The organism is Pseudomonas sp. LBUM1651, assembly GCF_059716135.1.
This window is the reverse complement of record NZ_CP166805.1, coordinates 1,102,814-1,115,066: the sequence shown is the minus strand read 5'-3', so window position 1 is coordinate 1,115,066 and position 12,253 is coordinate 1,102,814. Positions and strand designations below refer to the sequence as shown.

The following is a 12,253-nucleotide window of genomic DNA, read 5'->3' as shown; positions in this document are numbered from 1 at the left end:
TTCCTTGAATCAGTGCGGCGCTTCGGCGGCGTGGTTGAGCGAGTATTTCGGAATCTCGACGGTCAGGTCTTCAGTCCCGACGATCGCCTGACAGCCTAGACGCGATTGCGCCTCCAGACCCCAGGCCCGATCAAGAAAGTCTTCTTCCAGCTCATCCGCTTCTTCCAGCGAGTCAAAACCTTCGCGGATGATGCAGTGGCAGGTGGTGCAGGCGCAGACGCCGCCACAGGCACTTTCCATCTCGATGTGGTGCTCATGAGCCAGTTCGAGAATGGACGTACCAGTCTCGGCCTCCACAACCATGCCATCCGGGCAAAACTTCTCGTGTGGCAGAAAAATGACCTGCGGCATCAATTATCCTCGATTTCATTCAGGTTGCGCCCCGCCAGCGCGGCTTTCACCGTCGAGTCCAGGCGGCGGGCAGCAAAGGCATCGGTCACTTGCGACAGACGTTTGGTCTGCTGCTCGATGGCGTAACCATCGGTACCTTTCATCAGTTCGGTCAGTTCCTGCATCTGCAGCTCAATGACCATGCGCTCTTCGGCGTCGAGCAAACGCTCGCCGTCGGCCTCGAGAGCGGCTTGCACCGCTTCGATCAGGCGCCGGGCATCAACCTGCTGCTCACGCAGCACACGGGCGACCTTGTCGTCATTGGCGTGCTGGAACGAATCCTTGAGCATCTTGGCAATTTCGCCGTCAGTCAGGCCGTAGGACGGCTTGACCTGAATGCTGGCTTCAACGCCCGAACCCAATTCACGGGCCGACACGCTGAGCAAGCCGTCGGCGTCGACCTGGAAGGTCACGCGAATCTTCGCCGCACCCGCCACCATCGACGGAATGCCGCGCAACTCGAAGCGGGCCAGGGAGCGGCAATCGCTGATCAGCTCACGCTCGCCCTGCAATACGTGAATCGCCATGGCCGACTGGCCATCTTTGTACGTGGTGAAGTCCTGGGCGCGGGCGACGGGGATGGTGGTGTTGCGCGGAATCACCTTCTCCATCAGGCCGCCCATGGTTTCCAGCCCCAGGGACAACGGAATCACGTCGAGCAACAGCAGTTCGCCACCATCGCGTTTGTTACCGGCCAGCGTATCGGCCTGGATCGCGGCACCGATGGCCACCACTTGATCCGGGTCGATTTCAGTCAGCGGCTGGCGACCAAAGGCTTCAGCGACCGCTTCGCGAACGCGAGGTACGCGGGTCGAGCCGCCGACCATGACCACGGCGTGCACTTCTTCCAGCTCGATGCCGGAATCGCGCACTGCGCGGCGGCAGGCTTTCAGGCTGCGAGCAACCATCGGCTCGATCAGCGCATTGAAGGCTTCGCGGGTCAGTTCGGCTTTCCAGTCGCCATAAGCGACTTCAACAGCCGCAGCATTGGTTAGCGCTTCCTTGGCCGCACAGGCGGTTTGCAGCAGATTACGTTGCGCACCCGGATCGAGGTCGGCGGACAAACCGGCGCTCTCGATGATCCAGCCAGCGATTGCATGGTCGAAGTCATCGCCGCCCAGGGCGCTGTCGCCGCCAGTGGCCAGCACTTCGAACACACCGCCAGTCAGGCGCAGAATCGAAATATCGAAGGTGCCGCCACCCAGGTCATAAATGGCAACCAGACCTTCAGCGTGCTGATCCAGACCGTAAGCCACGGCAGCAGCGGTCGGCTCATTGAGTAAACGCAGCACGTTCAGACCAGCCAGCTTGGCCGCATCCTTGGTGGCTTGACGCTGAGCGTCGTCGAAATAGGCCGGAACGGTAATCACCGCACCAACCAGCTCGCCGCCCAACGTCGCTTCCGCGCGCTGACGCAGCACTTTCAGGATATCGGCGGAGACTTCGACCGGGCTTTTCGGGCCCTGGATGGTTTCGATGAACGGCATGTGCGACTCGCCGCCGACAAAGCGGTACGGCAGTTGCTCGCCCAATTGCTTGACGTCGGACAGACCACGACCCATCAAGCGCTTGACCGACAGCACGGTGTTCAAAGGATCGGTAGCGGCAGCCAGTTTGGCCGATTCGCCGACTTCGACGCGATCGGCGTGATAGCGCACGGCAGACGGCAGGATGACCTGCCCGTCAGCGTCGGCCAGAGGCTCGGAAAGACCACTGCGCAATGCAGCGACCAGCGAATTGGTAGTGCCCAAGTCGATCCCCACAGCCAGACGACGCTGGTGCGGTTGAGGACTTTGGCCGGGTTCGGCGATCTGCAGTAGGGCCATCGTGATCAGGACTTATCTGTATATCAGGCGTGCGACCGGAGCGGCACTGGGTTAATCGTCGAGGCGCTCTTCTAACTGGCGCACTTCGTAGGTGAGCTTGTCGAGGAACTGCATGCGCCGCATCAGGCGTTCGGCCTGCTCACGTTGCGTTGCGTCATTCCAACAGGCTGCGAAGCTTTGGTTCAGTTCATCCTGCGCGGTTTTCAGGCGGCGCTTGAACGCTGCAATACCGGCCATGTCGGCGCTGTCTTGCAGGTCTTCGAGCTCTTCACGCAGCTCCATCTGCTGCAGGAGAAACGCCGGATCATGCACCGTGACCTCCAGCGGCAGCTCGCCACCGTTCAAAGCGAGCAAGTATCGCGCGCGCTTCGGGGGACTTTTGAGCGTCTGGTAGGCCTCGTTGAGGCTCGCGGATTGCTCTAGCGCCAGCCGTTGCTCGCGCTCGGAAGCGTCCGCAAAACGGTCCGGATGAACACTGCGCGCCAACTCACGGTAGCGCGTAGCCAGCTGGTCGAGGTCCAGATTGAAACTCGGTTGCAGCTCGAATAAAGCGAAATGACAAGGAGTACCCACAAGTAGCCTCAGATATTGAAGCTTTCGCCGCAGCCACATTCACCGCGTACGTTGGGGTTGTTGAACTTGAAGCCTTCGTTCAACCCTTCCTTGACGAAATCGAGCTCGGTGCCGTCCAGGTAGGCCAGGCTCTTCGGGTCGATGATCACTTTTTCGCCGTGACTTTCGAACACCTGATCCTCTGCAACCACCTCGTCGACAAACTCCAGCACGTAGGCAAGGCCGGAACAGCCCGTGGTGCGAACACCCAGACGAATCCCTTCACCTTTGCCGCGCCCGTTGAGGGAGCGTCGCACGTGTTGAGCAGCCGCTTCTGTCATGCTGATAGCCATCGGTGACTCCTTACTCGTCGCCAAAAATCAGATCAAGCCTTTCTTCTGCTTGTAGTCGCGAACGGCCGCTTTGATAGCGTCTTCAGCAAGTACGGAGCAGTGAATTTTCACTGGCGGCAGGGCCAGTTCTTCGGCCAGTTGAGTGTTCTTGATGGTCTCCGCTTCATCCAGAGTCTTGCCTTTCATCCACTCGGTTGCCAGGGAGCTGGAGGCGATAGCCGAACCGCAACCGTAGGTCTTGAACTTGGCGTCTTCGATGATGCCTTGCTCGTTGACCTTGATCTGCAGGCGCATCACGTCGCCGCACGCCGGAGCGCCGACCATGCCGGTGCCGACATCTGGGTCTTCCGCGTCCATCTTGCCGACGTTGCGCGGGTTCTCGTAGTGGTCGATGACCTTTTCGCTGTAAGCCATGATTCTTAATCCTCACTCATCAGAGAGTCGCTCTTGAAGCCCTGCCAACCTCAGGTTTACAGGGCCGGTTTGCGGCGACTTGAAATCAGTGTGCCGCCCACTCGATTTTCGAGATGTCGACACCGTCTTTGTACATGTCCCACAGCGGCGACAAGGTGCGCAGCTTGGTAACGGCCTCGCAGACTTTCTGCGCGGCGTAGTCGATTTCTTCTTCGGTGGTGAAACGGCCGAAGGTGAAACGGATCGAGCTGTGTGCCAGTTCGTCGTTGCGGCCCAGGGCGCGCAGTACGTACGAAGGCTCCAGCGAAGCCGAGGTGCAAGCCGAACCGGACGAAACCGCCAGATCCTTGAGCGCCATGATCAGCGACTCGCCTTCAACGTAGTTGAAGCTCAGGTTCAGGTTGTGCGGAACGCGGGCGGTCATGCTGCCGTTGACGTACAGCTCTTCCAGGTCTTCGACCTGCTTGAAGAAACGGTCGCTCAGGGCTTTGATGCGTACGTTCTCGGCAGCCATGTCTTCCTTGGCTACGCGGAAGGCTTCGCCCATGCCGACGATCTGGTGGGTCGCCAGGGTGCCGGAACGCATGCCGCGCTCGTGACCGCCGCCGTGCATGGTCGCTTCGATGCGAACACGCGGCTTGCGGCTGACGTACAGCGCGCCGATGCCTTTAGGGCCGTAGGTTTTGTGGGCGGAGAACGACATCATGTCGACTTTCAGCTTCTGCAGGTCGATCTCGACCTTGCCGGTGGACTGAGCAGCGTCGACGTGGAACAGGATGCCCTTGGAGCGGGTCAGTTCGCCGATGGCCGCGATGTCGTTGATGGTGCCGATTTCGTTGTTCACGTGCATGACCGATACCAGGATGGTGTCGTCACGCAGTGCTGCTTCGATCATTTCAGGCGTAACCAGACCATCGGTGCGAGGCTCGATATAGGTCACTTCGAAGCCTTCACGCTCCAGTTGGCGCATGGTGTCGAGGACAGCCTTGTGCTCAATCTTGGTGGTGATCAGGTGTTTGCCTTTGGTCGCATAGAAATGCGCCGCGCCCTTGATTGCCAGATTGTCGGACTCGGTGGCGCCGGAGGTCCAGACGATTTCACGCGGGTCGGCGTTGACCAGGTCAGCGACCTGACGACGGGCGTTTTCGACGGACTCTTCAGCTTTCCAGCCGAACACGTGGGAACGGGACGCCGGGTTACCGAAGTTTCCGTCGACCAGCAGGCATTCACTCATTTTTTGCGCAACACGCGGATCAACCGGGGTGGTCGCAGAGTAATCAAGGTAAATCGGCAATTTCATGGACTATCTCCTAAATCAGGCTGGCTGGCGTGCCGCTAGCTCTTTGGCTGTCATTCGACGGCGGACGCTTCAATCTTGTCCAGGCGTGGCGCCTTGCTGTTGCAACGGCGCTGGTCCTGACGCTGGGCTACTTCTTGTACCTCACGGCGAGTGACAAGATCAGCCAAGCTGATACCGCTCAGAAACTCGTGAATCTGCAGGCTCAGGTCGCACCACAAGTGGTGAGTCAGGCAGGTGTCGCCTTGATGGCAATCGCCCTGGCCCTGGCACTTGGTGGCATCGACCGATTCGTTTACCGCATCGATCACCTGGGCAACCTGGATGCCCTGCATGTCGCGGGACAGCTGGTAGCCGCCGCCCGGACCACGGACACTGGACACCAGATTGCTGCGGCGCAATTTGGCGAAAAGCTGTTCGAGGTAGGACAGGGAGATGCCTTGGCGCTCGGAGATATCGGCCAGGGACACCGGCCCGTGCTGCGCGTGCAACGCCAGATCGAGCATGGCGGTCACGGCGTATCGGCCTTTTGTAGTCAGTCGCATGGACAATTACCACGGAGTTCGGAATGGAGCGAGTATGCAATTCCCGAGTATTTAAGTCAACTATAAGACCTAGTACTTTAGTCAGGATTACCCGCAAAAGAGCGGCCGCATCATAGCAAAGGCTGGCCGATTACAGCCAGCAATTGCGCGTTATCGTTCTTCGCGGGCAAGCCTCGCTCCTACAGGATCAGCGCAATCCATGTAGGAGCGAGGCTTGCCCGCGAAGGGGCCGGCACGGTTTAGCTGGCCTGACTCTGATCCTTGTCCTTCACACAGGCGAAATCTTCTTCGCGCAGCTCAGGCAGATCTTTCGCACAGTAATTGCTGCCCAGATCCTTCAGCGCCCCGCACATCCCCTCCAGACGCCCATCAACTGCCTGCAGATGATCGAGCAACTGATTGATGGCGCGCGCCACCGGGTCCGGCATGTCTTCGCCAACACCGTACGCATCGAAACCGATCTTCTCGGCCATGGCCTTGCGCTTGGCATCCTGCTCTTCATCGGATTTGACGATGATCCGCCCCGGTATGCCGACCACTGTCGCCCCGGCCGGCACAGCTTTGGTCACCACAGCATTGGAGCCAACCTTGGCCCCCGCACCAACGGTAAACGGGCCGAGCACCTTGGCACCAGCGCCAACCACAACCCCATCCTCCAGAGTCGGGTGACGCTTGCCTTTATTCCAGCTGGTGCCACCGAGCGTCACGCCCTGATAAAGGGTGACGTCATTACCGATCTCTGCAGTTTCACCAATGACAATGCCCATGCCATGGTCAATAAAGAAGCGACGACCCACCTTGGCTCCCGGATGGATCTCGATCCCGGTCAACCAGCGTCCGAAATTCGACACCAGCCGTGCCAGCCATTTCAGTTCGGCGCGCCACAAGGCCGCCGACAGGCGATGGATCCAGATGGCGTGCATGCCCGGGTAGCACGTCAGGACTTCAAAAGCGTTACGCGCCGCCGGGTCACGATGGAAAACACTCTGGATATCTTCACGCAAACGCTCGAACATCATTAATCCTTCCGCTTTAGAAGCTCACCACGGGCCGCTTTCTGGGTTTCCGTGAGGATGCCACGCAATATATTCATTTCCGCCCGGCTGACCGAGCTTCGTCCGTACAACCGACGCAGGCGCGCCATCAAGTGCCGTGGCTTTTCCGGATCGAGGAATTCGATGGCCACCAGGGTTTGTTCCAGGTGTTCATAGAACCGCTCCAGCTCATCCATGGTCGCCAGCTCAGCGCTTTTGACGGAAGCCACTTCTTCCTTCTCGACCTTGCTCGGCTGACCTTCGGCCGCCAGCCAGGACATGCGCACTTCATAGCTCAACACCTGCACCGCCGCCCCAAGGTTCAGCGAGCTGAACTCAGGGTCTGATGGGATGTGCACGTGATAATGACATCGTTGCAGCTCTTCATTGGTCAGGCCGGAATCTTCACGACCGAACACCAGTGCGATTTCCGCGCCCTGCCCCGCCTCCTCGACCACTTTCGTCCCGCATTCGCGGGGATCGAGCAGCGGCCAGGGAATGCGCCGGTCACGAGCGCTGGTGCCCAACACCAGATTGCAGCCGACCAAGGCATCTTCCAAGGTGGCGACGACTTGCGCGTTTTCAAGGATGTCCCCGGCGCCGGAGGCACGAGCATCGGCTTCGTGATGCGGGAACAAACGCGGTTCGACCAGCACCAGCCGCGACAGGCCCATGTTCTTCATGGCACGCGCAGCCCCGCCGATATTGCCGGGGTGGCTGGTATTCACCAGGACGACACGAATGTTATGCAGCAAGGGAGGCGCTCTCGAACACAGAATTGGGGGCAGAATCTTACAGTTCATCCTACCGTTAAGCTATGAAAGCGAACACCAACCTTCACCTGTAGAAAAGTTCTGATAGAATGCCCGGCTTTCTTTAACAACCTTAGGTGACACATCCATGCAGCCCATGCTGAATATCGCGCTGCGCGCCGCCCGCAGCGCCAGTGAATTGATCTTCCGCTCCATCGAGCGCCTGGATACCATCAAGGTCGACGAAAAAGACGCCAAGGATTACGTGTCCGAGGTTGATCGCGCCGCTGAACAGAAAATCATCGACGCGCTGCGTAAGGCTTACCCGAACCACTCGATCATGGGTGAAGAAACCGGCATGCACGCCGGCACCGGGATCGAAGGCGAAGAATACCTGTGGATCATCGATCCGCTGGACGGCACCACCAACTTCCTGCGCGGCATTCCTCACTTCGCTGTCAGCATCGCCTGCAAATACCGCGGTCGCCTGGAACACGCTGTTGTTCTGGACCCGGTTCGCCAGGAAGAATTCACCGCCAGCCGTGGTCGCGGCGCTCAACTGAACGGTCGTCGCCTGCGCGTCAGCGGTCGCACCAGCCTGGACGGCGCCCTGCTGGGCACCGGCTTCCCGTTCCGTGACGACCAGATGGACAACCTCGACAACTATCTGGGCATGTTCCGCGCCCTGGTTGGCCAGACCGCCGGCATCCGCCGTGCTGGCTCGGCGAGCCTGGACCTGGCTTACGTAGCCGCCGGTCGTTTCGATGCATTCTGGGAGTCGGGCCTGTCCGAATGGGACATGGCCGCAGGCGCCCTGCTGATCCAGGAAGCCGGCGGCTTGGTGAGCGACTTCACCGGCGGTCACGATTTCCTTGAGAAAGGCCACATCGTTGCCGGTAACACCAAGTGCTTCAAGGCAGTCCTGACGGCGATCCAGCCGCACCTGCCGGCCTCGCTGAAGCGCTAAGCGAACGGCCACAAAAAAGCACCCTTCGGGGTGCTTTTTTTATGCCTGGAATCCATCCCCAAAAACACCACAAACCAAATGTGGGAGCGAGCCTGCTCGCGATGACTGAGCCACATTCAACATTGATGGAGGCTGACACACCGCTATCGCGAGCAGGCTCGCTCCCACAGGGGATTGGTGGTGCGGCATAAATCTCGGGCACAAAAAAGCACCCCGCAGGGTGCTTCTTTTTTTATCTGAACTTCTTACTGAGCCGGCTCGTTCTGAGACAGAATCAGTTTGCCTTCCTTGTCGACCGGAATCTGGTTGCCCGGATCGCGATCCATCCGCACCTTGCCTTCCTTGCCATCCAGCGAATAACGAACGTCATAACCCACAACCTTGTCGCTGATGTCATTCACTGTATTACAGCGAGTCTGCGTCGTGGTGTAGGTGTCACGCTCCTGCATGCCTTCCTGAACCTTGTTGCCGGCGTAACCACCACCGACCGCGCCAGCAACCGTGGCAATTTTCTTGCCGGTGCCGCCGCCGATCTGGTTACCCAGCAGACCACCTGCCAGCGCACCCACCACCGTACCGGCGATCTGGTGCTGATCTTTCACCGGCGCCTGCCGTGTCACTGCTACATCCTTGCACACTTCACGTGGCGTCTTGATTTGTGTCTTGACCGGTTCAACGGCTAGAACTTGCGCATACTCAGGGCCGCTTTTAACCAGGCTGTAGGTGGCAACAGCACCCCCGGCAGTCACACCGACAGCACCCAATACCGCACCAACCAGCAACGACTTGTTCACATGAACCTCCTGACCATCACCCGCGGAACATGTCCGCGCTTCTCCCAGCCTTGGAGCATAAAAAAAGGCGCGAGTTCAACTCGCGCCTTTTTGGACTACGCCGCTGGAGGAATTTTCCTTCAAGGGCGGTCGTCGACCTCTTTGTCGGTCACCACCGGCGGAATCAGATCCTCGGTGCTCAGGTTCAGCCAGATCAGCACTACGTTCGCGATATAGATCGACGAGTAAGTACCCGCCAGAACACCGATGAACAGGGCGATGGAGAAGCCGAACAGGTTGTCGCCGCCGAAGAACAGCAGTGCCGCGATCGCCAGCAACGTGGAGATCGAAGTCGCCATGGTCCGCAGCAGGGTTTGCGTGGTCGAGATGTTGATGTTCTCGATCAGACTGGCCTTGCGCAGCACACGGAAGTTCTCACGAACCCGGTCGAATACCACGATGGTGTCGTTGAGCGAGTAACCAATAATCGCCAGCACCGCCGCCAATACTGTCAGGTCGAAGGTGATCTGGAAGAACGACAGGATGCCGATGGTCACGATCACGTCGTGGATCAGCGAAACGATCGCACCGACCGCAAACTTCCACTGAAAGCGGAAAGCCAGGTAGATCAGAATACCGCCCAGCGCCATCAGCATGCCGAGGCCGCCCTGGTCGCGCAGCTCTTCACCGACCTGCGGGCCGACGAACTCGACGCGCTTGACCGACGCAGGGTTGTCGCCGCCGACCTTCAGCAGCGCATCTGCTACCTGATGGCCCAGCTGCGGGTCTTCACCCGGCATGCGCACGAGCAAATCGGTGGTTGCACCGAAGCTCTGCACGATTGCATCGTGATAACCCGAAGTGGCCAGTTGCTCACGCACCTTGGTGACATCGGCCGGACGCTCGTAGGTCAGCTCGATGAGCGTACCGCCGGTGAAGTCCAGGCCCCAGTTCATGCCCTTGGTGGCGACGCTGAACAAGGCCAGCGCAGTAAGGAACAATGTGACGCCGAACGCAACGTTGCGAACGCCCATGAAGTTGATTGTACGTAACATGGCAGCCCCTTAAATCCACAACTTCTTGAAGTCACGACCGCCGAAGATCAGGTTGACCATCGCGCGGGTCACCATGATGGCCGTGAACATCGAGGTAAAGATCCCGAGGGACATGGTCACTGCGAAGCCTTTGACCGGGCCGGTGCCCATGGCAAAGAGAATCCCGCCGACCAACAGTGTTGTCAGGTTGGCGTCGAGAATCGCAGTAAATGCCCGGCCGAAGCCTTCGTTGATTGCCCGTTGTACGGTCATGCCCGCCGCGATCTCTTCACGAATCCGCGAGAAGATCAGTACGTTGGCGTCGACCGCCATACCCATGGTCAATACGATACCGGCGATACCCGGCAGGGTCAGCGTTGCACCCAGCAGCGACATCAGGGCCAGCAGCATCACCATGTTCACCGTCAGCGCGACGGTGGCGATGATGCCGAAGAAACGGTAGATGGCGATGATGAACAGCGAGACAAACAGCATGCCCCACAGCGATGCATCGACACCCTTGACGATGTTGTCGGCACCCAGGCTCGGGCCAATGGTGCGCTCTTCAGCGAAGTACATCGGTGCAGCCAGACCACCGGCACGCAGCAACAGCGCGAGTTCGGACGACTCGCCCTGACCGTTCAGGCCAGTGATGCGGAATTGAGCACCCAGCGGCGACTGGATGGTCGCCAGGCTGATGATCTTCTTCTCTTCCTTGAAGGTCTGAACCGGTACGTCTTTCTCGACGCCGTTAACCACTTGCTTGACGTAAGTGGTGACCGGACGTTGCTCGATGAAAATCACCGCCATGCTGCGACCGACGTTGCTGCGAGTCGCACGACTCATCAGCTCGCCACCGTGACCATCCAGACGGATGTTCACTTCCGGCGTGCCTTGCTCACCGAAGCCAGCTTTGGCATCGGTGACCTGGTCACCCGTGATGATCAGACCGCGCTCGATCAGTGCCGGTGGACGATTGCCTTCACGGAATTCAAAGCTTTCGGAAGTGGCTTTCGATGCACCAGGTTCAGCCGCCAGACGGAACTCAAGGTTGGCCGTCTTGCCGAGGATACGCTTGGCTTCTGCGGTGTCTTGCACGCCCGGCAGCTCAACCACGATGCGGTTGGCGCCCTGACGCTGAACGATCGGTTCGGCAACACCCAGCTCGTTGACGCGGTTACGTACCGTGGTCAAGTTCTGCTTGATGGAGTATTCGCGGATTTCCGCCAGCTTGGCCGGGGTCATCGCCAGACGCAGCACCGCCTGACCATTGAGGTCGGCCGGAACAATGTCAAAATCGTTGAAGTTCTTGCGGATCAGTGCGCGGGCCTGTTCGCGGGAAGCTTCATCACTGAAACCCAGCTGAATGGCACCGTCGATTTGCGGCAGGCTGCGATAGCGCAGTTTCTCTTTACGCAACAGGCTCTTCACATCGCCTTCGTACACTTTCAAGCGTGCATCGAGGGCTTTGTCCATGTCCACTTCGAGCAGGAAGTGCACACCACCGGACAAGTCCAGACCCAGCTTCATCGGGTGCGCGCCCAGGTTGCGCAGCCATTGCGGGGTAGTTTGCGCCAGGTTCAGTGCAACGACGTAGTCATCACCCAATGCCTTGCGTACGACATCCTTGGCTGGCAGCTGATCGCCAGCCTTGGCGAGACGGATAAGACCGCCCTTGCCGCTCTCTGCCAAAGTGGCAGCCTTGACTTCGATCCCGGATGCCTTGAGCGCTGCGCTCACACGATCCAGATCAGCCTGAGTAACCTGCAGCGCAGTGCTTGCGCCGCTGACCTGAATGGCCGGGTCATCAGGATATAAATTGGGAGCGGAATAAATCAGACCGACCGCCAGCACCGCCAGGATCAGAATGTATTTCCACAGAGGGTATTTGTTCAGCATCACGCCGCCCGCTTATGACGCGGGGCGCCTTGCGCGCCCCGTCGATTGAGTAGAAGTTGAAACTTAGATCGCTTTCAGCGTGCCTTTTGGCAGCGTGGCGGCAATGGCGCCTTTCTGGAACTTCATTTCGACGGTGTCGGACACTTCCAGCACCACGAAATCGTCAGCCACTTTAGTGATCTTGCCGGCGATGCCGCCGGTGGTCACAACTTCGTCGCCTTTCTGCAGGCTGCTCAGCAGGTTCTTCTGCTCTTTGGCGCGCTTGGCCTGTGGACGCCAGATCATCAGGTAGAAGATGACCAGGAAACCGACCAGGAAAATCCACTCAAAACCGCCACCCATTGGGCCTGCAGCAGGTGCAGCAGCGTCAGCCATGGCATTCGAGATAAAAAAGCTCATTTAGCACTCCAGTTGCAA

General features: G+C 59.1%; 14 protein-coding genes. 1 reads left to right on the top strand and 13 read right to left on the bottom strand.

Annotated features, from left to right (window positions below):
* Positions 1 to 9: 9 nt before the first annotated feature.
* From fdx to trmJ, 9 genes are all read right to left on the bottom strand, one after another.
* Entirely contained in the window at positions 10 to 351 is a 342-nt protein-coding gene (fdx, locus tag ACA066_RS05120; RefSeq protein ID WP_497698383.1) for an ISC system 2Fe-2S type ferredoxin, read from the bottom strand.
* Positions 351 to 2,216: a Fe-S protein assembly chaperone HscA gene (gene hscA, locus ACA066_RS05115; RefSeq protein ID WP_497698382.1), complete on the bottom strand. Its 1,866-nt coding sequence runs from the start codon at positions 2,214 to 2,216 to the stop codon at positions 351 to 353. The genes fdx and hscA overlap by 1 nt, the downstream gene beginning before the upstream one ends.
* Positions 2,217 to 2,267: 51 nt before the next feature.
* Positions 2,268 to 2,789: a co-chaperone HscB gene (gene hscB, locus ACA066_RS05110; protein WP_497698381.1), complete on the bottom strand. Its 522-nt coding sequence runs from the start codon at positions 2,787 to 2,789 to the stop codon at positions 2,268 to 2,270.
* 8 nt (positions 2,790 to 2,797) lie between these two features.
* Positions 2,798 to 3,121, bottom strand: coding sequence for an iron-sulfur cluster assembly protein IscA (iscA, locus tag ACA066_RS05105; protein WP_007903589.1), 324 nt, complete (start codon positions 3,119 to 3,121; stop codon positions 2,798 to 2,800).
* Between the two features lie 27 nt (positions 3,122 to 3,148).
* Complete coding sequence (iscU, locus tag ACA066_RS05100) at positions 3,149 to 3,535, bottom strand: Fe-S cluster assembly scaffold IscU (RefSeq protein WP_003443374.1); 387 nt, start codon at positions 3,533 to 3,535, stop codon at positions 3,149 to 3,151.
* An 85-nt stretch (positions 3,536 to 3,620) separates the two neighbouring features.
* Positions 3,621 to 4,835, bottom strand: a complete 1,215-nt coding sequence (locus tag ACA066_RS05095) for an IscS subfamily cysteine desulfurase (protein WP_497698380.1) — start codon at positions 4,833 to 4,835, stop codon at positions 3,621 to 3,623.
* A 50-nt stretch (positions 4,836 to 4,885) separates the two neighbouring features.
* Complete coding sequence (iscR, locus tag ACA066_RS05090) at positions 4,886 to 5,377, bottom strand: Fe-S cluster assembly transcriptional regulator IscR (RefSeq protein WP_007903581.1); 492 nt, start codon at positions 5,375 to 5,377, stop codon at positions 4,886 to 4,888.
* Positions 5,378 to 5,616: 239 nt separating this feature from the next.
* Positions 5,617 to 6,393 (bottom strand): serine O-acetyltransferase, encoded by a 777-nt coding sequence (gene cysE / locus ACA066_RS05085; RefSeq protein ID WP_150710065.1) that lies wholly within the window; start codon positions 6,391 to 6,393, stop codon positions 5,617 to 5,619.
* 2 nt (positions 6,394 to 6,395) lie between these two features.
* On the bottom strand, positions 6,396 to 7,166 hold the full coding sequence (gene trmJ / locus ACA066_RS05080) for a tRNA (cytosine(32)/uridine(32)-2'-O)-methyltransferase TrmJ (protein WP_084320775.1): 771 nt from the start codon (positions 7,164 to 7,166) through the stop codon (positions 6,396 to 6,398).
* Between the two features lie 145 nt (positions 7,167 to 7,311).
* Here trmJ and suhB point away from each other — a divergent pair, with 145 nt between their 5' ends.
* Positions 7,312 to 8,130, top strand: a complete 819-nt coding sequence (gene suhB / locus ACA066_RS05075) for a type III secretion system regulator SuhB (RefSeq protein ID WP_008014726.1) — start codon at positions 7,312 to 7,314, stop codon at positions 8,128 to 8,130.
* A 245-nt stretch (positions 8,131 to 8,375) separates the two neighbouring features.
* Here suhB and ACA066_RS05070 read toward each other — a convergent pair whose 3' ends face one another.
* The 4 genes from ACA066_RS05070 to yajC form a co-directional block, all read right to left on the bottom strand.
* Positions 8,376 to 8,924 carry a glycine zipper 2TM domain-containing protein gene (locus ACA066_RS05070; RefSeq protein ID WP_064392076.1) on the bottom strand — a complete coding sequence of 183 codons (549 nt, stop codon included), beginning with the start codon at positions 8,922 to 8,924 and terminating at the stop codon, positions 8,376 to 8,378.
* A 119-nt stretch (positions 8,925 to 9,043) separates the two neighbouring features.
* Positions 9,044 to 9,958, bottom strand: coding sequence for a protein translocase subunit SecF (gene secF, locus ACA066_RS05065; protein ID WP_497698379.1), 915 nt, complete (start codon positions 9,956 to 9,958; stop codon positions 9,044 to 9,046).
* 9 nt (positions 9,959 to 9,967) lie between these two features.
* Positions 9,968 to 11,836, bottom strand: coding sequence for a protein translocase subunit SecD (gene secD / locus ACA066_RS05060; protein WP_497698378.1), 1,869 nt, complete (start codon positions 11,834 to 11,836; stop codon positions 9,968 to 9,970).
* 63 nt (positions 11,837 to 11,899) lie between these two features.
* Positions 11,900 to 12,235, bottom strand: coding sequence for a preprotein translocase subunit YajC (yajC, locus tag ACA066_RS05055; protein ID WP_007982729.1), 336 nt, complete (start codon positions 12,233 to 12,235; stop codon positions 11,900 to 11,902).
* Between the last annotated feature and the right edge of the window lie 18 nt (positions 12,236 to 12,253).

Excerpts from the sequence above, each read along its gene's own strand:
- iscA (WP_007903589.1), bottom strand. The coding sequence starts at position 3,121 with ATGGCTATCAGCATGACAGAAGCGGCTGCTCAACACGTGCGACGCTCC.
- fdx (WP_497698383.1), bottom strand. The coding sequence starts at position 351 with ATGCCGCAGGTCATTTTTCTGCCACACGAGAAGTTTTGCCCGGATGGC.
- secF (WP_497698379.1), bottom strand. The coding sequence starts at position 9,958 with ATGTTACGTACAATCAACTTCATGGGCGTTCGCAACGTTGCGTTCGGC.
- hscA (WP_497698382.1), bottom strand. The coding sequence starts at position 2,216 with ATGGCCCTACTGCAGATCGCCGAACCCGGCCAAAGTCCTCAACCGCAC.
- iscR (WP_007903581.1), bottom strand. The coding sequence starts at position 5,377 with ATGCGACTGACTACAAAAGGCCGATACGCCGTGACCGCCATGCTCGAT.
- cysE (WP_150710065.1), bottom strand. The coding sequence starts at position 6,393 with ATGTTCGAGCGTTTGCGTGAAGATATCCAGAGTGTTTTCCATCGTGAC.
- ACA066_RS05095 (WP_497698380.1), bottom strand. The coding sequence starts at position 4,835 with ATGAAATTGCCGATTTACCTTGATTACTCTGCGACCACCCCGGTTGAT.
- secD (WP_497698378.1), bottom strand. The coding sequence starts at position 11,836 with ATGCTGAACAAATACCCTCTGTGGAAATACATTCTGATCCTGGCGGTG.
- suhB (WP_008014726.1), top strand. The coding sequence starts at position 7,312 with ATGCAGCCCATGCTGAATATCGCGCTGCGCGCCGCCCGCAGCGCCAGT.
- iscU (WP_003443374.1), bottom strand. The coding sequence starts at position 3,535 with ATGGCTTACAGCGAAAAGGTCATCGACCACTACGAGAACCCGCGCAAC.
- yajC (WP_007982729.1), bottom strand. The coding sequence starts at position 12,235 with ATGAGCTTTTTTATCTCGAATGCCATGGCTGACGCTGCTGCACCTGCT.